This is a genomic window from Pseudomonas sp. Wu6 (assembly GCF_019891515.1).
In the GTDB taxonomy this organism is placed as follows: domain Bacteria; phylum Pseudomonadota; class Gammaproteobacteria; order Pseudomonadales; family Pseudomonadaceae; genus Aquipseudomonas; species Aquipseudomonas orientalis_A.
This window is the reverse complement of the sequence record NZ_JAFLXH010000043.1, coordinates 13294-38236: the sequence shown is the minus strand read 5'-3', so window position 1 is coordinate 38236 and position 24943 is coordinate 13294. Positions and strand designations below refer to the sequence as shown.

Annotated in this window: 24 protein-coding genes; 15 read left to right on the top strand and 9 right to left on the bottom strand. The window is 61.7% G+C overall.

Translation table 11 applies throughout. The features are described 5' to 3' along the window. Positions 1-959: retention module-containing protein (locus J1G34_RS23615; RefSeq protein WP_222994705.1), on the bottom strand; the 959-nt coding region annotated here is incomplete at its 3' end. A 337-nt stretch (positions 960-1296) separates the two neighbouring features. Here J1G34_RS23615 and J1G34_RS23610 point away from each other — a divergent pair. The 8 genes from J1G34_RS23610 to J1G34_RS23575 all read left to right on the top strand — a co-directional run bounded on the left by J1G34_RS23610 (position 1297) and on the right by J1G34_RS23575 (position 12562). Next, complete coding sequence (locus J1G34_RS23610; RefSeq protein WP_065894043.1) at positions 1297-2655, top strand: TolC family outer membrane protein; 1359 nt, start codon at positions 1297-1299, stop codon at positions 2653-2655. A gap of 40 nt (positions 2656-2695) precedes the next feature. Further along, positions 2696-4852, top strand: a complete 2157-nt coding sequence (locus J1G34_RS23605; RefSeq protein WP_065894044.1) for a type I secretion system permease/ATPase — start codon at positions 2696-2698, stop codon at positions 4850-4852. After that, positions 4842-6206 (top strand): HlyD family type I secretion periplasmic adaptor subunit, encoded by a 1365-nt coding sequence (locus tag J1G34_RS23600; RefSeq protein ID WP_065886609.1) that lies wholly within the window; start codon positions 4842-4844, stop codon positions 6204-6206. Before J1G34_RS23605 ends, J1G34_RS23600 begins: the two co-directional genes overlap by 11 nt. A gap of 228 nt (positions 6207-6434) precedes the next feature. Then, positions 6435-7301 (top strand): TauD/TfdA dioxygenase family protein, encoded by an 867-nt coding sequence (locus J1G34_RS23595; RefSeq protein WP_222994704.1) that lies wholly within the window; start codon positions 6435-6437, stop codon positions 7299-7301. Between the two features lie 60 nt (positions 7302-7361). Further along, on the top strand, positions 7362-8291 hold the full coding sequence (locus J1G34_RS23590; protein WP_122560457.1) for a LysR family transcriptional regulator: 930 nt from the start codon (positions 7362-7364) through the stop codon (positions 8289-8291). A gap of 222 nt (positions 8292-8513) precedes the next feature. Further along, positions 8514-10049 carry an MFS transporter gene (locus J1G34_RS23585; RefSeq protein ID WP_065895768.1) on the top strand — a complete coding sequence of 512 codons (1536 nt, stop codon included), beginning with the start codon at positions 8514-8516 and terminating at the stop codon, positions 10047-10049. 15 nt (positions 10050-10064) lie between these two features. After that, positions 10065-11123, top strand: a complete 1059-nt coding sequence (locus J1G34_RS23580; RefSeq protein WP_222994703.1) for an HlyD family secretion protein — start codon at positions 10065-10067, stop codon at positions 11121-11123. Beyond that, positions 11120-12562, top strand: coding sequence for an efflux transporter outer membrane subunit (locus tag J1G34_RS23575; protein WP_222994702.1), 1443 nt, complete (start codon positions 11120-11122; stop codon positions 12560-12562). The genes J1G34_RS23580 and J1G34_RS23575 overlap by 4 nt, the downstream gene beginning before the upstream one ends. Positions 12563-12684: 122 nt before the next feature. Here the strand turns inward: J1G34_RS23575 and J1G34_RS23570 are convergent, their stop codons facing one another. From J1G34_RS23570 to J1G34_RS23550, 5 genes are all read right to left on the bottom strand, one after another. Further along, on the bottom strand, positions 12685-13293 hold the full coding sequence (locus tag J1G34_RS23570; protein WP_065935333.1) for a serine/threonine protein phosphatase: 609 nt from the start codon (positions 13291-13293) through the stop codon (positions 12685-12687). Continuing rightward, positions 13290-13994 carry a hypothetical protein gene (locus J1G34_RS23565; RefSeq protein WP_430962625.1) on the bottom strand — a complete coding sequence of 235 codons (705 nt, stop codon included), beginning with the start codon at positions 13992-13994 and terminating at the stop codon, positions 13290-13292. The genes J1G34_RS23570 and J1G34_RS23565 overlap by 4 nt, the downstream gene beginning before the upstream one ends. Then, complete coding sequence (locus J1G34_RS23560) at positions 13991-14680, bottom strand: hypothetical protein (RefSeq protein WP_065894052.1); 690 nt, start codon at positions 14678-14680, stop codon at positions 13991-13993. The genes J1G34_RS23565 and J1G34_RS23560 overlap by 4 nt, the downstream gene beginning before the upstream one ends. Positions 14681-14750: 70 nt before the next feature. Next, positions 14751-15455 carry a DUF3142 domain-containing protein gene (locus J1G34_RS23555; protein ID WP_222994701.1) on the bottom strand — a complete coding sequence of 235 codons (705 nt, stop codon included), beginning with the start codon at positions 15453-15455 and terminating at the stop codon, positions 14751-14753. Next, positions 15452-17614, bottom strand: coding sequence for an outer membrane assembly lipoprotein YfiO (locus tag J1G34_RS23550; protein WP_222994700.1), 2163 nt, complete (start codon positions 17612-17614; stop codon positions 15452-15454). The genes J1G34_RS23555 and J1G34_RS23550 overlap by 4 nt, the downstream gene beginning before the upstream one ends. 191 nt (positions 17615-17805) lie before the next feature. On the opposite strand from J1G34_RS23550, the gene J1G34_RS23545 reads away from it, so the two are divergent. Then, positions 17806-19386, top strand: coding sequence for a glycosyltransferase family 39 protein (locus J1G34_RS23545; protein ID WP_222994699.1), 1581 nt, complete (start codon positions 17806-17808; stop codon positions 19384-19386). A 117-nt stretch (positions 19387-19503) separates the two neighbouring features. Here J1G34_RS23545 and J1G34_RS23540 read toward each other — a convergent pair whose 3' ends face one another. Both J1G34_RS23540 and J1G34_RS23535 read right to left on the bottom strand, forming a co-directional pair. Continuing rightward, entirely contained in the window at positions 19504-19797 is a 294-nt protein-coding gene (locus tag J1G34_RS23540; RefSeq protein WP_083203129.1) for a type II toxin-antitoxin system RelE/ParE family toxin, read from the bottom strand. Next, positions 19794-20072 (bottom strand): antitoxin of toxin-antitoxin stability system, encoded by a 279-nt coding sequence (locus J1G34_RS23535; protein WP_065895703.1) that lies wholly within the window; start codon positions 20070-20072, stop codon positions 19794-19796. Before J1G34_RS23535 ends, J1G34_RS23540 begins: the two co-directional genes overlap by 4 nt. Before the next feature lie 188 nt (positions 20073-20260). Here J1G34_RS23535 and J1G34_RS23530 point away from each other — a divergent pair, with 188 nt between their 5' ends. From J1G34_RS23530 to J1G34_RS23505, 6 genes are all read left to right on the top strand, one after another. Continuing rightward, positions 20261-20458 carry a hypothetical protein gene (locus J1G34_RS23530; protein ID WP_065935328.1) on the top strand — a complete coding sequence of 66 codons (198 nt, stop codon included), beginning with the start codon at positions 20261-20263 and terminating at the stop codon, positions 20456-20458. Positions 20459-20647: 189 nt separating this feature from the next. After that, on the top strand, positions 20648-21262 hold the full coding sequence (locus tag J1G34_RS23525) for a hypothetical protein (RefSeq protein ID WP_065894059.1): 615 nt from the start codon (positions 20648-20650) through the stop codon (positions 21260-21262). Positions 21263-21382: 120 nt separating this feature from the next. Continuing rightward, on the top strand, positions 21383-22048 hold the full coding sequence (locus tag J1G34_RS23520; RefSeq protein WP_065894060.1) for a hypothetical protein: 666 nt from the start codon (positions 21383-21385) through the stop codon (positions 22046-22048). Next, positions 22045-22704, top strand: coding sequence for a hypothetical protein (locus tag J1G34_RS23515; RefSeq protein ID WP_122482798.1), 660 nt, complete (start codon positions 22045-22047; stop codon positions 22702-22704). The genes J1G34_RS23520 and J1G34_RS23515 overlap by 4 nt, the downstream gene beginning before the upstream one ends. Before the next feature lie 9 nt (positions 22705-22713). Further along, on the top strand, positions 22714-23289 hold the full coding sequence (locus J1G34_RS23510; RefSeq protein WP_065894062.1) for a hypothetical protein: 576 nt from the start codon (positions 22714-22716) through the stop codon (positions 23287-23289). 84 nt (positions 23290-23373) lie between these two features. Next, positions 23374-24480, top strand: coding sequence for a glycoside hydrolase domain-containing protein (locus J1G34_RS23505; RefSeq protein WP_122463611.1), 1107 nt, complete (start codon positions 23374-23376; stop codon positions 24478-24480). Here the strand turns inward: J1G34_RS23505 and J1G34_RS23500 are convergent. Continuing rightward, positions 24477-24929, bottom strand: a complete 453-nt coding sequence (locus tag J1G34_RS23500) for a hypothetical protein (RefSeq protein ID WP_065886625.1) — start codon at positions 24927-24929, stop codon at positions 24477-24479. The genes J1G34_RS23505 and J1G34_RS23500 overlap by 4 nt on opposite strands. Between the last annotated feature and the right edge of the window lie 14 nt (positions 24930-24943).

Genomic DNA, 24943 nt, shown 5'->3' with positions numbered 1-24943 from the left:
CCCGCCTTGATGGTAATCACCGAGCCATTGCTCAAGGTGACGTTCACCGGGGTTTGTGCCGGGTTGGTCAAGGTCGCGGTGTAGGTGATCTGGCCACCTTCAGTCACGTTCGAACCAGCCGTCAAGGTCACGGTGGTGGTGTCGATGGTGTCGGTAATCTGCGTCACGGCCGGGTTAGGGTCGAGGGTCAGTACCAGGTTGTTGCCGCCGGTGATGCCGGTGACGTTGACGCTGATCTGGCTGGCGTCGAGGTACGGGCTGTCGTTAGGCGCCAGGGGCACGTTGACGGTGCCGGTCAGTTGGCCGGATGGGATGGTGATCACCGCGCCGTTGGACAGGGTGATGGTCAAGTCGCTGGTGCCGGCCTGGGTCACGGTGGCGGTATACGTCAGCACGCCCCCGGCTTCGGTGATGCTCGGGGTGGCGCTCAGGCTCAGGGTCGAAGGCTGCAGCGCCAGGTTGCCGTTACCTGCAGAAGCTTGAGCACCATTAAAGGTATTCAGCGTTGCTGTGCCCTGGCCGATAGGGGCGGTGGGAAAGCCGATGGTCGGATCGACACGCCCGGCGGTCGCGTCCAGCACCACGAAGCTGTGGCCGCCGCCCGCCGCGCCATTACCGGCAGCGGTGGCGCCGGCGGCAGTGGCTTCCAGTTCGGTGGTCGGGTCGGCACCGGCGGCGATGGCCTGCTGCAACTCGGCAACCGACGGCGCGGCCTGTTCGGTGGCGGCGGCCAGGTCGGCGGTGGAGTCCGGCATGTCGGCGCTCCACTGGGTGTCGCGGCCCAGGTCCAGCGTGCGTCCGTCAGCCAGCTCCAGGCTCACTGCGCCCGACAGGCCCGTATCAATCTGGTCGCCCGCAAACAGGCGATCACCCTCAACCAGAACACGGCGTGCCCCTTCCGGAGAAATAACGAACACTTGACCAACAATGCTTTTGACGATGGCAACAACATTGCTCATTAACTATTTCTCCGGCGATCCGTTTCTGATGATTCCATGTGGCCGCTCAATAGGGAGGGCCAAACTGGAGGGGGCGTAGTCTGAACACTTACTGACGTCAAATTATTGGCTGGAATTTTTAGCTATCTAGTTTATGCCAAACTATTGACCTTATGGTCGCCATCCTAAACAATCGCCCCCGTAATGTCACATTGATATTTATGCGGCGAACCGTCCTACATGTGTGAAGCAGTTCCGCTTTTTGAACTTTCCGACGTACGGTCATTACGCTAGCCATTATCCGACGCGGCGGCGCCAATCGCTGTGATTTGAGACAAGAAGTCCTGGGGAATTTTTAATGCGTCTGCACCTGTTCAAGGCAATACCGTTCGTTCTCGCCGCCAGCTTTGTACAAGCCCAGACGCTGCCTCAAGCCATGCAGCAGGCAATGGATGTGCATCCTGAAATTCAAGCGGGTGTAAACAGCCGCATCGCCGCCGATTACCAATTGCGTGCGGCGCAGGGTGGGTATCTGCCGCGTGTCGATTTGAATGCCGGCTATGGCCGTGCGGGCACCGACAACGCTTCCACCCGCGCCGCGAACGGCACGGGCGGCAACCACTGGGACACCCTCAATCGCGGTGAATCCAGCCTGCGCCTGCAGCAAATGATCTTTGATGGGTTCGCCACTTCCAGCGAAGTCGGGCGTCAACAGGCCAACGTCAACTCCCGTGCCTATTCGTTGCTCGGTACGTCCGAGCGCACCGCGTTGACCGTTGCCCAGGTCTACCTGGAAGTGCTGACCCGCCGCGAGTTCGTGCGCCTGGCCGAAGAAAACCTGCGCAACCACGAACGCATTTACGATCAGATCAAGTTGCGCACCCAGCGCGGCGTCGGTAACGGCGCCGACCAGGACCAGGCCGAAGCGCGTCTGGCCCAGGCCCGCAACAACCTGATCACCGAGCAGACCAACCTGGCGGATGCGCAAACCAACTACCTCAGCGCCGTTGGCGAGATGCCCGACCAGCTCGAGCGCCCGGCGCCGTTCATGGCCATGCTCCCGGCCGACCTGAATGAAGCGCGGCGCCAGATGCTCGACAACAGCCCGGTGCTGCGCTCGGCCGAGTCGGACATCTCCGCCGCCGAGAAGCAATACGCGGCCGCCAAATCCAGCTTCTATCCACGCTTTGACGCTGAGCTGGGCACCAACGCCGACAACAACGTCTCCGGTGACGCCAACCACAGCAACGGCTGGGAAGCCATGGTGCGCATGCGCTTCAACCTGTTTGCCGGCGGCAGCAACAAGGCCGACCTGCAATCGAAGTCATACCAGGCCAACCAGGCCCTGGACATCCGCAACAACGCCTTGCGCCAGCTCAATGAAGAACTGGGCCTGGCCTGGAACGCCTTGAACAACGCCAACGCGCAACTGCCGGTGGCCCAGCAGTACGTGGACCACAGCACCCGCGTGCGCACGTCCTACCAGCAACAGTTCAGCCTGGGCCAACGTACCCTGCTGGACTTGCTCGACAGCGAGAACGAATTGTTCACCGCTTCGCGTCGCCTGGAAGAGATCAAGAATATTCAGTTATTTACTCAGTACCGAATCAAGGCGACCATGGGCGAATTGCTCAAAAGCCAAGGCGTCGTCGCTCCAATGGCCTCCGTCGTGCAAAACGATGTGAAGCCCAAAGTCCAACTGCCTGGAATGAACTGAGTCACCCCATAGCCCCATCTGTTAGTCGAGAGTGCACCGCGTGGAATCCGAAGTCAGTCGAGTTCATCTCAGTCATGATCCACGCACGCTGCACGACGACCCGTTACTCGACGGGTTGTTGGCACTCTGCGCCCTGCATCAGAAACCGGCCAGCGCGGCCATGCTCACCACCGGCCTGCCGCTGCCTTCGCAGCGCCTGAGTGCCGAGTTGCTGTCGCGTGCCGCCGCGCGGGCCGGCCTGCAGGGGCGGCTGCTGCAACGCAGGCTCGAACAGATCCCGGCCATCGCGTTACCGGCGCTGCTGCTGCTCAAGGACGGGCGCAGTACCGTGCTGCTCGGCTGGGAAGGCGACGATCAGGCGCGGGTGCTGCTCAGCGAAAGCGATGGCGGTGAAGTGCTGATCAAGCGCGAGCTGCTGGTCGACGACTACACCGGCAAAGTCTTCTTTGCCCAGCCGCAGCACAAATTCGACGTTAACCACGGCACGCTGATTCCCCGGGCCCGATCCTGGTTTCGTGACACGCTCAAGCGTTCGCGCTGGCTGTATACCGATGCCATCGCCGCCAGCTTCCTGATCAACATCATCGCCATGGCCGCGCCGTTGTTCGTGATGAACGTGTACGACCGCGTGGTGCCGAACCAGGCCACCTCTACGCTGTGGGTGCTGGCCGTGGGCATCTGCGGCGCCTATCTGTTCGATTTGGTGCTCAAGAGCCTGCGCAGTCTGTGCCTGGACCTGGCCGGTAAAAAAACCGACCTGATCATCTCCGCCACCTTGTTCGAGCGCATCGTCGGCATGTCGATGAAGTACCGCCCGGCGCGCGTCGGCAGCTTTGCGCAGAACATCCATGAGTTCCAGAGCCTGCGCGACTTCCTCGCCTCCCTGACCCTCACCAGCCTGATCGACCTGCCGTTCACGCTGCTGATCTTCCTGGTGATCGCCCTGCTCGGTGGCCATTTGGTGTGGATTCCGGTGCTGGCGTTCCCGATTGCCCTGGGGATTGGCTACGCCCTGCAAAAACCTTTGGTCGCGACCATGGAGCGCACCATGGCCCTGGCCGCCGAACGCCAGTCGAGCCTGATCGAAACCCTCGCCGGGCTGGATGCGGTCAAGGTCAACAATGCCGAGAGCGAACGCCAGTACGGCTGGGAACAGACCATCGGCACTTTGAGCCGGCTCGAGCTGCGGGTGAAATTGCTCTCGGGCCTGTCGATGAACATGACCCTGCTGATCCAGCAACTGGCCGGCGTGATCATGATCGTGTTCGGCGTGTACCAGATCATCGACGGCAACCTCAGCATGGGCGGCCTGATTGCCTGCTACATGCTCAGCGGCCGCGCCTTGAGCCCGCTGGCCTCGCTGTCGGGCCTGCTCACGCGCTACCAGCAGGCCAAGGTCACCATGACCTCGGTGGACCAGATGATGGAGCTGCCCCAGGAGCGCAATTTCGAAGAGCGCCCCATGAGCCGTCGCACCCTGCAAGGCGCCATCGAGTGCCGGGGCCTGAATTTCACCTACCCGAACCAACAGAATCCGGCGCTGAAAAACATCAACCTGGTGATTAAGCCAGGGGAAAAGATCGGCATCATCGGTCGCAGCGGCTCGGGCAAAAGCTCCCTGGCCAAACTGATCGTCGGCCTGTATCAACCCGACTCCGGCGCGTTGCTGGTGGACGGTGTGGACGTGCGCCAGATCGACGTCAGCGAACTGCGCCACAACATCGGCTACGTCGCCCAGGACATCCAACTGCTGGCCGGCACCCTGCGTGACAACCTGGTCAGCGGTGCGCGCTACGTCGAAGACGAGATGGTGCTGCAAGCCGCCGAACTGGCCGGCGTGCACGAATTCGCGCGCCTGCACCCGCAAGGCTATGAGCTGCAGGTTGGCGAGCGTGGGCAGAACCTGTCCGGCGGCCAGCGCCAGAACGTCGCCCTGGCCCGTGCATTGCTGCTCAACCCGCCCATCCTGCTGCTGGACGAACCCACCAGCGCCATGGACAACACCGGTGAAGAACGCTTGAAACAACGCCTGCATGCCGTGGTGCAAAACAAGACCGTAGTCCTGGTGACGCACCGTGCCTCGCTGCTGTCCCTGGTGGACCGCCTGTTGGTGGTCGACCGTGGGCAGATCCTCGCGGACGGCCCGAAAGCCGTGGTCATGGAAGCGTTGAAAAAGGGGCAGATCAGTGTCGCTTAACTCCATCAAAAGCGCGGTCGGGCGCTACTTCAAAGGTTCCGACTCGCTGCAGGGCCAGCCGCTGCCCGAGGTCAACAAAGCGCTGATCGAAGATGCGCCGCGGGTCATCCGCCTGACCATCTGGGCCATCATCGCGTTCTTTGTGTTCCTGGTGGTGTGGGCGGGTTTCTCCGAAATCGACGAAGTGACCCGAGGCGACGGCAAGGCGATTCCGTCGTCCAAGCTGCAGAAAATCCAGAACCTGGAAGGCGGTATCGTCGCCGAGCTGTACGTCAAGGAAGGCCAGATCGTCGAGGCCGGTGCGCCTTTGATTCGTCTGGACGACACGCGGTTCGTGTCCAACGCCGGGGAAACCGAAGCGCTGCGCCTGGCCATGCAGCTGCGCGTCGAGCGCCTGAGTGCGCAGGTGGACGACCGCCCGCTGACGATTCCCGACGATGTGCTCAAGGCCGCGCCCAGCCAGGCCGCCAACGAGCGCTCACTGTATGAAAGCCGCCGCCAGCAGTTGAAAGACGAAGTCGGCGGTTTGCAGGAGCAATTGGTGCAGCGCCAACAGGAGTTGCGTGAGTTCACCTCCAAGCAAAGCCAGTACCGCAGCCAGTTGTCCCTGCAACGCCAGGAAATCAACATGTCCGAGCCGCTGGTGGCCCAGGGCGCGGTGTCGCCGGTGGAAGTGCTGCGCCTCAAGCGCGCCGAAATGGAAACCCGGGGCCAACTGGACGCCACCACCCTGGCGATCCCGCGCGCCGAATCGGCGATCAAGGAAGTGCAGCGCAAGATCGACGAGACCCGTGGCAAATTCCGCAGCGAAGCCCTGACCCAACTCAACGAAGCGCGCACCGAACTGAACAAGGCCGAATCCACCGGCCGCGCCCTGGAAGACCGCGTCAGCCGTACCCTGGTCACCTCGCCGGTGCGCGGCATCGTCAAGCAGTTGCTGGTCAACACCGTCGGCGGCGTCATCCAGCCGGGCAGCGACATGGTCGAAATCGTACCGCTGGACGACACCCTGCTGGTGGAAGCCAAGATCCGCCCGCAAGACATCGCCTTCCTGCACCCTGGACAGGAAGCGGTGGTCAAATTCACCGCCTATGACTACACCATCTACGGTGGCCTGAAGGCCAAGCTCGAACGCATCGGCGCCGACACCATCACCGATGAAGACAAGAAAACCACCTACTACATGATCACCCTGCGCACCGACCGCAGCCACCTGGGCACCGATGAGAAACCGCTGCTGATCATCCCCGGCATGGTTGCCTCGGTGGACATCATCACCGGCAAGAAAAGCATCCTCAGCTACCTGCTCAAGCCGATCATCAAGGCGCGGGCGGAGGCGTTGCACGAGCGTTGATCTTCATTGCCTGCTCCGGCCTCATCGGGGGCAAGTCGAATCGCCGCACCGCCCCTCCCACATTTGAATGTGTTCACAAATCAAGTGTGGGAGGGGCGGTGCGACGATTCGACTTGCCCCCGATAGGGCCCTCAGCATCACCAATGCATATGGATATGCCCTAACAGTATTTAAACTTCCATTCTCAGGCCTATAAATTCACTGCCCTGTCCGCCGGAAGTGAACCCAATGCCCGCCACCCTTCAAACCTTCGACATCCGCCCCTTCCCCGGCAGTGTCGGCGCCGAAATCGTCGGCCTGGATCTGTCCCAACCCGTCAACGACCAGGACTTCGCCCGCATCCACCGCGCGCACCTGGACCACCACGTCATCGTGTTCCGCGACCAACGCATCACCCCTGAACAACAGATCGCTTTCAGTCGGCGCTTTGGCGTGCTGCAGATCCACGTGCTCAAACAGTTCCTGCTGGCCAACCACCCGGAAATCCTGATCGTCTCCAACATCATCGAAAACGGCCAATCCATCGGCCTGGGCGATGCGGGCAAGTTCTGGCACTCGGATCTGTCGTACAAGGAACTGCCCAGCCTGGGCTCGATGCTGCACGCCCAGGAACTGCCGTCCGAAGGCGGCGACACCCTGTTTGCCGACATGCACAAGGCCTGGGAGCAACTGCCCGAGCACCTGCGCAACGCCGTCGAAGGGCGCCGCGCCGCGCATTCCTACACCGCGCGTTACAGCGAAACAAAATTCGAAGGCAACTGGCGCCCGACCCTGACCCCTGAACAGCTCGCCCAGGTGGCCGAAGTGGTGCATCCCATTGTGCGCACCCATCCTGAAAACGGCCGCAATGCGCTGTTCGTCAGCGAAGGCTTCACCACCCGCATCGTCGGCCTGCCGGATGACGAAAGCCGCGACCTGCTGGCCCAGCTCTACGCCCACAGCGCGCTGCCGGAAAACATCTACCGCCACCAGTGGCAGCCCCACGACCTGGTGTTCTGGGACAACCGCTCGCTGATCCACCTGGCCGCCGGTTGCCCGAGTCACCTGCGGCGCAAATTGTTCCGTACCACCATCCAGGGCGATGCGCCGTTCTGAACCGGTAAAGCCTGCTAGGATTGCGCCCAATTCACTCCCGATCGATCACGAGTGCTTGGCATGCAACTACCGGACATGAACCTGCTGGTCGCCCTCGACGCCTTGCTCGATGAAGGCAGCGTGGTGGGCGCGGCGCGGCGGATGAACCTGAGCCCGGCGGCCATGAGCCGCACCCTTACGCGTATCCGCGAAGCGGTCGGCGATCCGATCCTGGTACGCGCCGGTCGCGGCCTGGTACCGACCCCCAAGGCGCTGGAGCTGCAAGGCCAGGTGCGCACTGTGGTGGAGCAGGCGGCGTTGCTGTTTCGCTCGGCCGATCAAGTGGACTTGAGCACCCTGCGCCGCCGCTTCAGCGTGCGCGCCAATGACTTTTTCATCGGCGTGTATGGCGGTCGCTTGTTCGACACCATGCAGCGCGTGGCGCCGTTCTGCGAGCTGCGCTTCGTGCCCGAAGGCGACACCGACGACGAAGCGCTGCGCGAAGGGCGGTTGGACTTGCGCGTGAGCAACACCCTGCCGGCGAGCCCCGAAGTGAAGGTGCAGAACCTGTTCTCGACCACCTTCGTCGGCCTGGCGCGGGAAGATCATCCGCTGTTCGACGCAGAGATCACCGCCGCGCGGTTTGCCAGTTATTCCCACATCAGCATCTCGCGGCGCGGCATCGCCCGTGGGCCGATCGATACCGCGTTGAATGCCCAGGGCCTGGAGCGCCGCGTGGCAATGATCGCCCCGGGCTTTCACGGTGCGATGTTCATGCTGCCCGACTCCGACCTGCTGCTGCCGGTGCCCAAGGAAGCGCTCCTGAGCGCCAGGCGCCTGAAGCTGCCGCTGCGCGCATTCCCGCTGCCAATCTCATTGCCGACGCTGGTATTGGCCCAATCCTGGCACCCACGCTTTGACAAAGACCCGGCGCACAAATGGCTGCGCGAAACCATGCGCGAAAGCTGCCACGCCACCTGGCTCGAAGCCCAGCCCTCAGCCAGTCTGTAGGAGCGAGCTTGCTCGCGAAAAACGTCAACGATAACGCCTGTTTCCTGAATGAACACGGCGCCTGTGAGTTTTTCGCGAGCAAGCTCGCTCCTACATGAGCGCTTGGCCCCTCCAATCATGGATTGCGTCTGACGCACTTATAAGCTGACAACAAGTAACTTTTTGTCATGCTAGAGCCTGATTAAACTGCTCGGGTATTTCTTTATTCCGAGTTACCTGTCCATGACATCCCTCGCTGCCCCCGCCTTCGAGGCTGCAGCCCAACCCACTGCGCCCAGCCCACCGGTATTCGGTCCGCGCATCATCATCGGCCTGGTCGGCGTGCTGCTGGCGGTGCTGGTGTCCGGCCTCAACGAGATGGTCACCAAGGTCGCCCTCGCCGATATCCGTGGTGCGCTGTACATCGGCTTTGACGAAGGTACCTGGCTGGTCGCGGCCTACACCGCCACCTCCGTGGCGGCGATGGCGTTCGCGCCGTGGTGTGCGGTGACGCTCTCGCTGCGCCGTTTCACCCTGTGTGCCATCGGCCTGTTTACCCTGCTCGGCATCCTGTGCCCGTTCGCACCGAACTACGAAAGCCTGCTGCTCCTGCGCACGGTGCAAGGCCTGGCCGGTGGCGCGTTGCCGCCGATGCTGATGACCGTGGCGCTGCGGTTCCTGCCGGCCAACGTCAAGTTATACGGCTTGGCCGGTTATGCCCTGACGGCCACCTTCGGCCCGAGCCTGGGCACGCCGCTGGCGGCGTTGTGGACCGAATACGTCGGCTGGCAATGGGCGTTCTGGCAGATCGTCGGGCCTTGCCTGCTGGCGATGGCCGCCGTGGCCTACGGCTTGCCGCAGGATCCGCTGCGCCTGGAGCGTTTCAAGCAGTTCAACTGGCGCGGTCTGCTGTTGGGCTTCCCGGCCATCTGCATGCTGGTGATCGGCCTGTTGCAAGGCAATCGCCTGGACTGGTTCGAGTCAGGCCTGATCACCTTCCTGCTCAGTGGCGGCACGCTGCTGATGGTGCTGTTCATGCTCAACGAATGGTCGCAGCCGCTGCCGTTCTTCAAGTTGCAGATGCTCGGCCTGCGCAACCTGTCGTTCGCGTTGATCGTGCTGGCCGGCGTGTTGATGGTGTTGACCTCGGTCATCATCATCCCGTCGAGTTTTCTCGCCCAGGTCCAGGGCTACCGCCCCCTGCAAACCGCGCCGGTGATGCTGCTGATGGCGCTGCCGCAACTGATCGCGCTGCCGCTGGTGGCCGCGCTGTGCAACCTGCGCCGGGTCGATTGCCGCTGGGTGCTCGGGATAGGCCTGGGCATGCTGGTGCTGGGCTGCATCGGCAGTTCGCACCTGACGTCGGCATGGATTCGCGATGATTTTTATGGCTGGTACCTGCTGCAGATTTTCGGCCAACCGATGGCTGTGCTGCCGCTGCTGATGCTGTCCACCGGCAGTATCCAGCCCATCGAAGGGCCGTTCGCCTCGGCCTGGTTCAACACCGTCAAGGGCCTGTCCGCCGTGATCGCCACCGCTGTGCTGGACACGCTGACCACCCAGCGCGGGCATTTTCACTCGACCATGCTGGTGGACCGCCTGGGCAATTCGCCCCTGGCCGACGGCGACGCGCCGGGCCTGGCGCAGCGCCTGCACGCGCAAGTCGTGGTGCTCACCTCTTCGGATCTGTATGTCGTCATGGCCGGTGTCGCGGTGGCGCTGATCCTGCTGATTTTCTGGATGCCTACGCGGATTTTTCCGCCTCGCGCACCGACCTGACCCCAAGGATTTCTCATGAAACGCAAAGACAAAATCGCCGTCTCCGTTATCGCTGTGTTTGCCGTCGGCGTGCTGGTGTACCTGGTTGCGCCAGGCCTCCTGGGCAGCCGGCGCCAGACCACCAACGACGCCTTCGTCGCCGCCGATTTCACCCTGGTCGCCCCCCGCGTGGCCGGGTTCATCAAGGAAGTGCTGGTGCAGGACAACCAGCGCGTCAAAGCCGGCCAGCTGTTGGCGTTGATCGATGACCGCGACTTTCGCGCCGCCGCCCAGGCCGCCGACGCCGACACCTTGGTCGCCCAGGCCCAACTGAAAAACGCCAGCGCGACCCTGGAGCGCCAAAGTTCGGTGATCGCCCAGGCCCAGGCCACCGTGGCGGCGGACCGTGCCGAAGTGGCGTTTGCCGAACACGAACTGAACCGCTACAACCACCTCGCCGGCGTCGGCGCAGGCACCGTGCAGAACGCTCAGCAAGCCAAGACCCGCATCGACCAGGCCACCGCGCGACTGGCCAAGTCCACGGCAGTGCTGGCCGCCGAACGCAAGCAGGTGGAAATCCTCACGGCCCAGCGTGACGCCGCCGAAGGTGGGCTCAAGCGCGCCCAGGCCGCACTGGAAATGGCCAGTTATCAGCTGTCCTACACGCGCATCGTCGCGCCGGTGGACGGCATGGTCGGTGAGCGGGCGGTACGGGTCGGCGCCTATGTGACCCCGGGCAGCAAGATCCTTGCGGTCGTGCCGCTGGCCGAGGCCTATGTCGTGGCCAATTTCCAGGAGACGCAACTGTCCCACATGCATGCCGGCCAAACCGTGCAAGTGCGCGTCGACAGCCTCGACGGCGAGGTGCTCAACGGTCACCTGGAAAGCCTGGCGCCGGCCACCGGGGTGACCTTCGCCGCGGTCAAGCCGGACAACGCCACCGGCAACTTCACCAAGGTGGTGCAGCGTATTCCGGTGAAGATCGTGCTGGAGCCCGATCAGCCGCTGACCGAGCGCTTGCGCGTCGGTATGTCGGTGGAGGCCAGTGTCGACACACAGGCGGTCGCGCCCCACCCTGAGGTGGCCCAGCAATGAGACAGTTCGCCTGGCTCACCTTGAGCCTCATCAGCCTGAGTGCCTGCACCGTCGGCCCGGATTTCCAACGGCCGCAAGGCGCGCAGGTGGCCCAATGGAGTGAGCCCCAGGGGCGTCAGGCAGCCAGTCGTGCCAGCAGCGACCCGTTGCAGGAGCGCTGGTGGGACGTGTTCCACGACGAGCAGTTGTCAGCGCTCACGCGCCGCGCCCTCAGCGATAACCTCGACCTGAAGCTGGCCAGCAGCCGCCTGCAACAAAGCCGCGCGATGCGCCAGGTGACCACCGCCGAACGCTACCCTGACGTCGATGCGAACGGCGGTTACCAGCGCAAGCGCAACAGCGCTAAAGGCTTGAACGACCCTTCCGGCGAGAACGGCCGCTCGGCCTTCAGCCAGTGGGACATGGGCTTTTCCGCTGCCTGGGAGCTGGACTTCTGGGGCCGGGTCAAGCGCGAGACCGAAGCCGCCGACGCCACCCTGGACGTTGCCGAAAACGACCGCCGCGCCGTGTTGCTGTCGGTGCTGGCCGAGACCGCGCAGGACTACATCCAACTGCGCGGCGTCCAGAACACACGCGGCGTCACCGAGCAAAACCTCGACGTCGCCCGCCACAGCCTCAAGCTCTCGCAACTGCGCCTGGCCGACGGTGTGGCGACCGACCTGGACGTGGCCGAAGCCGCCGCCCAGGTCGCCGCCATCGAAGCGCGCCTGCCCGATCTGCAGCAGCGCCAGGATCAGTTGATCAACGCCCTGAGCCTGCTGATGGGCGAGCCGCCGCAAGCCCTGCACGCGCAGCTGTCCAAGGACGCGGCCGTGCCGCAGACCCAGCGCCAGGTCGCCATCGGCCTGCCATCGGAACTGGCCGAGCGCCGCCCCGACATCCGCCAGGCCGAAGCCCGTTTGCACGCCGCCACTGCCAGCATCGGCGTGGCCAAGGGTGATTTCTATCCGCGCATCACCCTGTCCGGCAGCCTCGGCTCCCAGGCCCTGCAACTCTCGGACTTCGGCTCCTGGGGCTCACGTGCCTTCGCCTTCGGCCCGCAATTGAGCCTGCCGCTGTTCAACGGCGGGCGCCTGCAAGGCATGGTCGATTTACGTGAAGCCCAGCAACAGGAAGCGGCGCTGGCCTACCAGCAAACCGTGCTGCGCGCCTGGCATGAGATCGATGACCAACTGACCCGCTACAACGCCAGCCAACTGCGCCGCGACAGCCTCGCCGAAGCCGTGCGCCAGAACCAGATCGCGCTCACCACCGCGCAACAGCAGTACGTCGAAGGGGTAGCGGATTTCGTCAATGTGCTCACCGTGCAAAGCGCGCTGCTGGCGACCCAGGAACAGTGGGTGGAAAGCTCCACGGGCGTGTCGTTAGCCATGGTCGGCTTGTACAAGGCGTTGGGAGGAGGGTGGGAGTCGGTGTATCCGTTGCAGGCTGTTCAGTGATCGGAGGAAATCGGGCGTACCCACAAGACCCGCGTCTCGCTGTGCTCCAGTAATTTGGATTGCTGCTACGACGAATGGCCAAAGGTGGTGTCGAGCGTAACCTACGTTTGGTAACAGCTTTTTTACGTACGCAATAACATGAACGTGACGTCGTCTTCGGTTGCGCACCCGTCAAGGGTACGTTCTACGACGGCCTTGAACTGATCTTCGGCTGAGAGTTCGGCCCAGAATCCATCTGTCGCCATGATCCATGTCGTGTCTAGTGTTTTGCGGGCTGGAGAGTTGGCGATGAGCGAATGGCTCAGATCGCCTCTCCAGTTTGGGCCGCAATGAGGTGAGTTCACCCAGTTCAGGCGTTGAGACTTCTCCAGATGGCCCAGGCAGCAATCACCTGCGTGAATGGAGATTGCTGTGTGACCAACTACCAGCAATACAAGGTAGCTGGTGGACGCCAATGGAAAGTCTGGACAGATGTTTGAATGCACTTCGTCGAGGGAAGTAAGCACCAGCATCAGGGCGTGTTCAGGACAAGACACCACAACAGGGTGCGCATGGCGAAAACACTCAAGCAGGTGGTGACTCAAAGCGCTTACCAATTCGCCACTATTTGGTTTTGAAGTGCCGTCGGCAATCACGTAGAGGTGTGTGCCAGCATTGTGTGCCGAGCCGCTGACATCGCGGTTCTCTATCCTGCCGGTTCCTTGCCGACTCAAGTTCAATTGCAGGATCAAGCGGTTGCTCCGAATCCAATCAACGCGGTCAGTCGTTCGTGAATCAACGCCGTACGAGCTGGATCCTGGGCGGTGCTTTGGATCACGTCCTCAAATGCGGGTAACGCAAGCAGTGCCGTAAATTGTTCGCTCACGAAATGCCGCAGTTCGATAGGCGCCTGTTTCACTTCTTCGATGAGTTCTTCCCTGCCATCCAATAGGGCGATGATGTCTTCAATGTCGTTGGACATCAGTACATCGCCATGACCGCGCCCCTGATAGGCCTGCAATTTGGCTGCGAGGAACCAGGGTGCGGCGAACACTCTGATCCGTGTTCCGTTGGGCAAGGTGCAGCCAATGGCGCGTTCCAACCCGCCCACGAACCAAGTATTGGCGAAGCCTAGGACGTTCTCCTGCGTCGGCATGAAATCGACTTTCAACTGGCCCAGTCGTAAACGGCAAGTTACCGAGTCTTGGCCAGTGTTTTTGAAACCTCGATGTTTGAGTTTTTCTTCCAGCCGATACCAATCAGTGGTGCCTGTCAGATGAATGACCAGGTCCACATCATCGGTACCGCGAATCGACTCCAGGGTGTATTCGTCAGTGATAAGCAAGGCAGTGGTGCATCCACCGACAAAGGCAACCTGCTCACATAACTCTTCGCCCAGGGCCTCGGCAACCTCCTCAAGCATTTGCAGCATCATTGTTCGGTTGGACGTCACAGTATCCACTCCCGCAGCATGGCGTCGGCGACTTTGGTCTCACGCGGTCCGCCGATGCGGATGGCATCAACGAGGGCCAGGAAATGATAGAGAAGCTCGTCTTTCTTCACGGCGCCGGGAACGGTTTTGTACAACGGTGTAATTGCCTGCCCTTTGCTTTTTCCGTAGGCATCTGGCCAGACGGGAATAAGGTCGCCTCCGCTCATCACTTTGCCTGCCAATACCGGTGCGGCAAAGGCCGTTGGAATGCCTCGGACGATAGCGCCAGGCTTAACCGGAAAAATATAGCGAATGCTGTGCGTAACCAAATCCAGCAGCGCTGTGCTTCTTACCAGCGGGATTCCATCGATTTGCCTCGTATAAATCAAGCCGATTTCCCTGCAACGATTCAGGGATGAAGACACTTCGGTTTTGCTCAGACCCAAAGCTGAAGACAGCGCTCTCACAGAGTAGTTTTGCGAAGCGTGTTCTTCAGAATCCTCGTCTGCGTCATCCCACCCGCGCCAGTCATCCATTGTTGAAAGTTGAACGGTTTCGAAGTTTTCAATATAGGCCGCAAGACTTTGAAAACCGAGGGCCGCGGCGTCTTTCTCCACAGAAAACACCCGTTTTTTTACCCGCTCCCCTTTGGCCCGTAATTCGAGGCTGATCAGTTTGAACAGGACTACGATGTCTTGACTTTTCATATGGCCCCAAAAGTTAGTGTCCTCTGTCCGCGGACAGAGGACACTTTCTTGCATAAATTTAACCGACGTGTCAACGATTCTGCAAAAACACCACATACCCCCGAAACCACTCACTCCCCTGCAAATACCCCGGCGCCTCCCACTCTCCACCCTGAATCAAGCCGACCTTGAACGGCACGCCCATCCGGTTCATCCGGGGCAAATAGGCCGCATAGTCTGGAATGCTGTGGCGTCCCTGATACGTCTGCACCACCACTTCATCCACCACGCCCTTGAGTTGGGCGATGGCGGCCGGGTCGGCGTTGCTGCTCCAGTCCATCAAGCCGGTGATGCTCAAGCGCAGGTCGGCCGGCAGGCGCTGGCGCAGGTCGCGCAGGAAGGCGGCGTATTCGTGCAGGTATTGGGTGCGGGCGTCGAAGTCGATCTGGATGCCGACCACCGGGTTGCCCGCGTCACGCCAGCGTTGCACCTGGCCGAGCAGTTGGGTGTAGACCGGTTCCGGCCAGTGCAAGGTGTGGGCGCGGTAGACCACCCAGACAGTGCCCTGGGTGATGCGCGGCACGCTCATGCCCTGGGCGATCAATCGCACGCCGCGTTGCGGTGCGCGGCGCGTGGAGTTGATCTGGCCCTGGAGGATGTACAGGGTTTTGGCCTGCTTGATTACCGGCTGGGGCGTGACGCCACTCCACAACCAGAAGGCGTCGTAGTCACGGGCGTCGACGGCGCCGAAGGCCGGGCTCGCCAGCAACAGCAAGCCCAGCCACAGCGACTTCACCAGTAGTACTGCAGCGATTTGCCCCACTGCGTGTCGGCGTAACCGCTCTTGAGCTGGCGGAACCAGCCTTTGCGCACGGCCGGCGCCACGTCTTCACCGCCGCAACTGTTGTAGCCGGCCGGCGCGTAGCAGTTGATGGCGCGAAACAGTGCGTAGGCCTTGTCGGTTTTCGGTGCCTTGGCGTTGGCGATCACCTGCTTGTAGCCGTCCAGACGCGAGAAGGTCTCACCCTTGAAGTCCGAGGCTGTGCTGCCCAGGCTGCCGGCGGCGCGGGGTTGTTCCAGGGGCATGCCGTCCAGGCCGTTGCGCAGGATGAACTCACCGAAACAGTTCAGGGCGTGGGGGTTTTTTGCATCCTCCTGCAAGGTCGCGGCGGTTTGCGCGATGCCTGGGCAGGCGTAGCCGGATTCGGCCTTGTCACCGTTCCACTGGAACAGCTTCAAGGTCTGGCCGCTGGTGTAGGTGTAGCCCAGGCTGGTGCCGAGCTTGTCTTCGGACAACGAGGCTTGCTTGAGGTCGTCGGCAAAGGTCGCGAACTGGCGGTGCAGCAGGTCTTTGTAGAGCAGCACGAATTGCGCGCTCTGGCGTTCGGTCGGGTCGCTGGCATTGGCGATCTGCTGGCGCAGCAGGTCGGGGCCGGCGACGTTGCGCAGCAGGATGTAACGTACCTGTTTGGCGCTGATCGGCGAGTCGGCGGCGAATACCTTGGCCAGTTGGCCGCTGCGCTCGTAGTTCATCGCCAGGGCCAGCTCCAGCTGGTCGCGTTGCAGCGGTTGCCTGGCCAGCGGCAGCAGTTGCAGCCACAGGGCTTGCGCACCTGCCCAGTCTTGTTTGGCTTCCAGGGCCAGGGCGCGCAGGGTTTGCTGGCTGAAGGCGAAATAGTCCAGGGTTGACGGCACGTCCGCCGGCAGATGCTTGAGGGCAGTGTCGGGTTGATGCTCGACATACAGGGCATACGCCGCTTGCAGGTAGTCGAACAATGCCGGCTCGTTGGCGAAGGTGCTCTTTTGCTTGTCGAGGTCTGCGCGGCTCAACAGGGGCGGGGTGTGGGCACGCATCGCCATCAGGTCGCTGACCACCTGCAGCATTGGGCTGTTCGTCGACGTGTTGCCGGCCATCAGTAACTTGAGGTCGGCCTCTTCGACCAATTCGTCCACGCTCACATTGCGCTGGGCGTCGGTGGCCTCGGTCAGTTGCCAGGTTAAGTCTTCGGCAAGCCTGGCATCGTCGTTCGCCAGCCAGTGCACCCGTCGCAGCAGGCCACGGGCGGAGGCCACGTAATCGCCTTGTGGATACGTTTTCAGATAAGCGAGAAAGCCTTGTTCGGCGTGGTTCAACGCGGGCTTGTCCACCTTCTCGCGCTGCGGCATGCCGTATTCGTCGAACGCTTGGGCCTGGGCCTGGTTCAGCGAGGTGCGCGCGGTCATGTACAGCGCCGTTTCCTTCAGCCAGGGCGCATCGCTGGTCGCGGCGGCGGCGAAACCGCGCTCGGCGTCACCGAAGCGGCCACTGTAGAAGTCAGCGGCGGCCTGCAAATAAGTGCGAAACAGCTGGGCGTTGGCCGAGGGCGTCAACTGCGCGTCCACCACTTGGCCGTCCCAGTCGCAGGTCGTCAGCAGCTGCAAACGGGCTTTGACCAATACGTCGCGCTCAGCCGGCGGCATATCGGCCTTGATCACTTGGCTGATAAACGCCGTGGCGCTGTCGTCATTGTTGCTGCGGCAGCGGCTGCCTTCACCATTGAGGAAGGCTTCGCCGGCGGTCTTGTATTCTTCGCGCTTGATGCCCAGCGGCTGGAGCAGGGTGTCGAGCTCGGCAGTGCGCGAATCGTCCGCCTGGTTATCGGGCTCATCGCTCGCGGCTGGAATCGGCATCAGGCGATACACCGGAAACGGCACCGGGCCGAACCCTTGGGCCAAGTCGTCTTCGCCCAAGGCATTGGGCGTCAGCGGCGCGGCTTTTTTATCGGCCAGCAACAGGCGCAGGTTGACCCGGCTATCGTTGCCCGGGCTGAGGAAAGGCTGGTTGCTGCACGGTTCGAGACTGTCACGCGAGACCCGCCAGTCGGGGTAGCACGAGTCGTCGGAACTGGCTTGGGCCGCCAGGGGAATAACGGCCAGCAAGGCCAGAGCCAGAGGTGACAGCAAACCGATGCGCATAACGTTTCCTTGATCCTGAGTCCGTGGAGGAGGGCAATCATAGCCTGATCCTACGAGTGCTTCGGTGAAGGCCTACGCAAATTGTTGATTTGTCTGATTCCAGCAACGGGCCCACCGCTTTTGGCCTAAAGTGGCGGTGTTTGCGCATGCGCAGGGTGTGTCCTGTAGAGGGCAGTCGTAACGGAGTCGATATGCGTCGGTCGGTGGTAGAGCAAAATGAAAAAGTCCGGGTCTTGCCTGCGTTCAATCGCCTGACCCGGGACGGCGCCGGGTGGCTCAGCCGCCTCTGGTGGGTGCCGATCCTGGCGCTGGCCATGGTCCTGCGGTTCTACCACCTGACGTCGGCGGCGATCTGGGGTGACGAAGGCTCGAGCCTCTTGCTCAGCGAATATGCGCTGGCCGACCTGTGGTTTCACGCCGCCCACGATGTGCATCCGCCGCTGTATTTTGTGCTGCTGCGCGGCTGGATCGAAGTGTTTGGCGACAGCATCTGGTCGATCAGGAGCATGAGCGCCATCCCCGGTGCCGTCGTGGTGGGCCTGGGGATCTGGCTGACGCGGCAGCTGTCCACCCGTCGCGCCGCGCTGCTGGCCGGCATCCTGCTGGCGCTGCTGCCGACGGCGGTGCGCTACAGCCAGGAAGTGCGCATGTATTCGCTGCTCGGCGTATGGCTGTTGGGGGCGACGCTGGCGTTGGTCTACTGGCTGCGCCAGCCCGAGCGCACGCGTTACCTGGCCGCTTATGTGCTGTTGATGAGCGCCGGTTTCTACACCCATTATTTCACCGCGCTGTGTGTGCTGGTGCACTGGGCGTACCTCGGGCTGCACTCGCCAGGCCCGCGTCTGATCACGCGCCCGGCATGGTGGGTGGCCAACGCCACGATTGTGGTGTTGTACCTGCCCTGGCTGCCGAACCTTCTGGACCTGGTGCAGCACGTCGAACAACTCAAGGTAGGCGGGGACATTGGTTGGGAAGAGCCGGTCAACCTGCTGTCCCTGCCCTCGATGATCTGGCAGTTCGTGTTGCAGGATGAAGGCGTTGATTTCTGGGCGCCGCTGTTCTGGACCTTTCCGCTGTTGTTGGGAGCGGTGGTCTGGGTGACGGCATGGCGCAACCCCGGGGCTCGTTTGCCTGCGTTGTTTTTCTTGCTGCCGTTGCTGTTGGTGTACGGCGTGTCGTTTATCTCGCCGGTCTTTATCGAGCGCTATTTCACGGTGTACGCCCTGGGTTTGCCGATCGTCCTGGCGATGGCCATCGACCGCTTGCCGTCACGCCTGTCATGGTTGGGCGCAGCGCTGTTGGTGCTGTTTGTGGGCATGGAACTGCTGGGCCTGAAGAACAACTTCGAGGTGGATGAGCAGGATCAATTCAACGTGCCGGTGGAGTTCGTCAATCGCAATTACCAGGAGGACGACCGCATCGTCCTCAGCGACATGATGTGGTACCTCAGCTACGTGTATTACGACCAGACCGACGCGCAGTTGCAGCTTTACACCCCGCCCAAACCCGACGGCACCTCGACGCGACCGAATGCCTACGGTTTTGGCACGCTGGTGGATCAGGATGGCGGACGCATCTATCTGGATCACCTGTCAGCGCTGCCTGTTCAAACGCGGCGGGTATGGTTGATCAGCAGCAACGAAGCGCCGGATGAATTCGCGCCGCTGCCGAACGGCTGGCGCGAACTCAGTCGCCAGGACGGCGGAGGCGCCAGGGCGCGGTTGTTCGTGTTATGCAACGTACCGGCGCCGCAGCCTGAAGGCTGCCGCTAGACGAAGGCGTGAAGGTCTGGAGTGTCTGGCGGTGGCGTAAAAAATGCTGATCGGCTGGCGGTTCCTCACGCCGTCACTGCGGACCAGGGAGCATTCAGCTCCCGTGCGCTTAAGGCATCAATCAGGCGTGTCACTTTCGGGAGGCCACTGGCGAGCGGTATGCACCAGAGCTACGATTCTCACCACACTTGGCTCAAGTTGATAAACCAGGCGGTAGCTCGGGTGAGGAATGACTTCGCGTGTGCCCGAGATCCGACCCAAGGGGCCAATTTCCGGATTGTGGGCCAAGCCAGCCGCTGCAATACTGAAACGCCGGTCCATATCGGCAGCGGCCTGTGGGTTTTTATCGAATAGGAAATCCCAGATATCTCGACGGTCCTGCCCTGCTTCGGGTGTCCAGGCGACCCTCATTCCTGGTTATCTACTTGAGCGCGCCTTGCCGCGAATTCAGCTTCCAAAGCTTCATTGGAAATCTCTCGGCCCGCTTGTATGGATGCGCGCGAGGCATCGACTTTGCGCTGTAAGAATTCGTCATATTCTCTGGATTCCTGTTGCGCCTGTACGAACTTACGCATCATTTCGCGCACGATTTGCGATGCCGGGCGATGAGAGGCTTCGCATTCCGCCATGAATTGGTCGCGCAACTCCGATTCGAGTTTCAGTGTGAAGACGGCTAATTTGGACATGTATAAGTCCCTCCAATTTTGTATGGACGAAGTATATACATCGTCATTACGTATGAGTGGGGCGACATGAAGTGAGGTGACTGACGGTCGTAATCATCAGGCCGGTTGCACAGCCCCAATCATCACCCTAACGTCCGCCTCGTCGCCGCACATCGGCGATCGGATTTGGCGATCCGTACATCTACCCAATGGAACAGTTCACTCGACTCAAATCCAACCCAACCAGCGTCCCTGTCCTGGCCTTCAACACCTTCGCCCCCTCGCACCTGCTCCACGAAACAGCCCGCAGCCGCATCCGTATCGGCACTGAGCTGCTGGAAACCCTTACCGCCAAAACGCACAGCCAGAACCTCCATCACTTGGTCACGGCCGCGCAGCAGGCCTGAGGCCGGCAGTCCATCACGAGAGAGTGATTGGTCAGCCGCTGATGTTTTGCGGGTAGGCCGCACTCTCCCTGTAATGCAATGTAATGTCCTGTAATACCCCCACCCCCTCAACCTGCCAATACTCCTCCCACGGACCATCACCGCGACCAGCGGCCGTACCCTCAATGGCACACGTGGAGAACGATCAACATGGCTAACCCTTATCAGCTGACCCTGAAAAACAACTCTGTGAACCCATGGACTTTTTACGTCTACCAGACGGTACCGAATCAGTCCGCCAGCAACATCTTCTCGCTGGCGTGGTTCGCCAGCCCCTTCACTATCGCTCAAGGCACTCAAATCACTTTCGAGTGGACGATCGACTACGGCTTCGTATGGGGCGCGGTCGGCGAGGTGACGCCAGGCGTAACCTTCAACGCTTCGGATTGCGTCGGCGCCGACCTGGTCGACAGCAACACGATCAAGTTTTCCAACAACGCCAACACACCGTCTTTCAGCTCTCCGGCCAAAGGCAGCCCCTCCGGTTCGCTGGTGATCACCGCTGACAACTCAGTGCCCAACAAAAAATTCACGGTGGGCATGAGCGTCGGCGGTTCTGCTGCATTCGTCATGGAGGCGGGCCCGAACCTGACTCACCATTTCACCCCGACGCCGACCTACTACATCGCTGCCGGTTTCGAAGTCAAAGTCGGTACCGTTCTCGATGTCACTACGGTGAATCCGACCCAACAAGTGATTTTCCCTGACAACATTTATGCGCTGTCCTACGCCCTGGGTACGGACAACCGCTGGGTGAGCGCCTAAGCGGCATTGCGGCGGCGTTCGGGTAGCCCTGGCGCTGCCGTCGCCGGTGGCGGGCGGGTCTGGCCGTAGCGCCAGCCTTGCCCGTGATCGGTTTACGCCCTCAGCTTCGGAAAAGACACTATGCCCAGCAACCCCCACTACACGCTGTGGTTTGTCAATCAATCACTACGCAGTGGCCAAGCGTGCCTGTATCACGACCTTGCCAACGCCGCCTGTAATCAGCAGGGCGTGCGCCAGCATGCGTGGCGCGTCGCCGGGGCCAATCCGGGGGTGGTGGTTTGTTTTGAGTGGTGTCTGGACTACGATTTTGTCTGGCTCGATGACAGCGAGGCCACCAGCAGTTGCCAATTCGCCAGCGCCGAGCCCGAGATGGGAAGTGCTGTAATACTTGCCCAAACGCACTTTGGTTACGAATTTCGCGAGCGTCCCGAACCCGCGCCCAGTGGCCAGTTGATCATCCAGGGCGACCGCAGCTTGATCGCCACCCTGGCTCCAGGCGCAGGCCTGGGCATGCACGGCGGCGCCACACTCAGTGTGAACGCCGGCCCGAATATCACCACTGTATTTACGCCGGCGCGCAAGGCGCAGCTTGCCTACTGGATCAGCTTCGGTGCCTATGACCTCAAACCCAATGCGCCCCTGCATCCAGCCCAGTTCAACCTGCCGGCACGCATACGCTTTCCTGATCAGGTCTGCACCATGACGGCTGTCCTGGATGCGCAAAACGAGTGGACGCTCAGTACCGGTGAACCGTCGCCCAATCAGTTCAGGCAGAACCAGCCATGAAGGCACCGATCTATAGCCTGCGCCTGGCAAACGCCTCCGACCGCGACTGGACCTTCTTCGTCTACCAGGCTGCCGTCACGAAGGACGAGCGCATCGCCTCCCTGGTATGGATCGCCAGCCCCAGCCTGGTGCCGGCCGGTTCCCACGCGCTGCTGATGTGGCACGCCGAGCCCAGTTTCATCTGGTCGACCCATTCCCAGCACCCGTCGCCCATGCCCTTTACCGCCAGCGGCCAGTGCGTCGTCGACTTGGGGGTGGACCATGGCGTGCTGTTCAATCTGGACAACAACGCGCCCAGTTTTGAGTCTTGCACCCGCGCGGTGGCGCCGGGTCCGTGGACCATCGCGGTCGAGGACAACGTGCCCGACCACACCTACCTGATCGGAACCTGCATGGACGGTGCCGGTACTTTGGTGAGCACTGCAATGACGTCCCGGCAATACGACTTCACCCCCGCTTACTGCATAGCGGCCGCCAACCATGTCGGCGCCGCCAGCGTGGTCGACCACAGTCGCCACCACCCGACGCTGAGGGTCAATTTTCCCGCTGACGTCTACGCGCTGAGTTTTTATCTGGATGAACACCATCACTGGCACCCAGGCGCCAAAAGCGGGATTTCCCCGCCATGCATTGATCGCTACCGTCCCGCTCAATAAGGAAAAAACATGACTAATCACATCAGCATCGGCGCCATTACCACGCCAAATCCCACGCTCTTCGTCGACATGGCCACATTGGATGCCACGGACCCCGACGCGGTGGAGTACCTCATTCAGACGCAACCCCCCGGCTCCAACTGGTTTTACGTCAACCAATTTTGCTCGTTGCTGACCACTTACTGGCTCAACGATCCAAACAGCCCGCAGGTTTACGGCCTCTCGAACCTGGTCGACGCCGTCAAGATCACAGCAGCCGGGCAACTGATCACACTGCTGGGCCTGGACAGTCAAACGAAGGAAGCGCAGTTGTCTATCGCCAACGCCAGCGTCGTCCTGCCTGCCGCCTTCGTTACAGCACTGCCAACGTATCCAGCAGGAACCAAGATTTGGGCCGGCAACAATGTGCACGTGCTGGGCTTTCTGATTACTCCCTCAACCACTCCCGGAGCGGATGTGCCCTTAACGTATACCGCTTACGACTCCAACATCGGTGTCGTGCAATTGGGACTGGTGCTTGCAGACTTGCCCCAGCGGCTGACAAAGATGGGCTATACCAGCCTGGTGGTAGGAGTGCCGGCATAAACGGCCAGGGCGCCGCCAGCCCGGCTGGCTGGCGCGCAACCTGCTCCAAGGGTTCAGCCCCGATCCCCCGTACGAGGAACGCACATGCCTGCTATTGCCGTGAACCAACGCGTCGTCCAGGGGGCGCTGAGCCAAGTCCCTTACGGGCATTCCATCGGTACCGATAACTGCTCGATTGGCGTAGGAATGATTGCGCGGATGAGTGACGGATCGTCCTGGTGCGCTCACTTCAACTGCAGCCTGCCAGGCACTCTCGACCAATTGGCGGCCATCCAGGCCGCCACGTTTTCGACATTGAGCGGCGCACTCCGCAGCGCGCCCTTGAGCCTGGATGCGTGTACCGGCGGCCAACTGAAGGGCGGCACCGCCGCGATCTGGGCCGGCATACAGCAATACTTCAACCAGGCAAAAAATCGCAGTTCGACACTCACCGACATCAAAACCGGCTGCAACGGCATTTATGCCGACCGCACCAAAGGCGTTCGCTGCCTGGGGGCTGCAGAGCACCTGAGCGGCCACCCAGCCCCGAGCAACAGCAAGGCCACCGTGCCGCCACCGCTCCAGGGTTTTGATACCGATAGCGTGCTGGATGAAAAGATGGTGCTGGAGTTTGTTTCGCGTCATTACGGGTTTTGCCTGCGTTACCTTTCCCATGAGGACAACGCGAACAAAGGCGATCTGAGTGCCGACGAAGCGCTGCTTATCCGACAACACGGCCTCGGGCTGATGCCGGTGCAGCACGTGCGCTTCTACCCCTGGTCGCCGACCGGCGCGTTGGGCAAAGAGTATGGGCAATACGCCGTGGCCCACGCCCAGACCGTTGGCATACCCCACGGCGTCAGCGTCTGGATGGACCTGGAAAACGTCAATATCAAAAGCGCGGCGCAGGCGGTGATTGACTACTGCAATGCCTGGTTCCTGGCTGTGAAAGACGCGGGCTACTCGCCCGGCCTCTATGTCGGCGCCAATAGCGGACTGAGCGGCGAGCAGCTCTACCAATTGCCGTTCCAGGCCTACTGGAAATCCATCAGCAGCGTGCCGGACATTCCGGGGCGCGGCTACCAAATGGTGCAGTCGATCCCGCCCAAAGCAGTCTCGAGCAAGCTGCCGATAGCGATTGATTCGAACTATGCGACCACCGATAACAAGGGCGGGTACCCGCAATTGTGGCCCGCCCTGCTCCCATCCTAGTGGGTTGACGGCCAGAAGCGGCCCTCCAGTGCCGAACCCCGCGTGATCTGAAAGTACAGGCTGCCAATGCGCAATTCGCGACGCCGCCGCTCGATCAGCTCGGGTGCCTGGCCGGTGGCCGCGATGGCCCTTCGGAACTGGGTGCGGGCGCGAAAAATGTGGATATTCAAGTGCGCCTCGTCGATGCCCAGGCTTTGGGCCAGCTCCGCCGTCTCGATCCATCCCTGGCTGGAGAGGTCCAGCCCGCGTTCGGCGTCACGCAAGCGATGCCTGGCCAGCGCCAGCACGCTGTAATGGTGGGTGCGCTCACCCAGCGCGATTGATGCGACCTGCGTCGCGACCTGCAAGGTGACGTGTTCCTCGTTCAGGCTCACCGCAAAATCGAGGCGCAGCGCCTCCTGGCGCGCCGCAACATCCGTGTCGGTTATCGGTTCTGCTGAATTGCCCATGGTGTCCGCCGTTC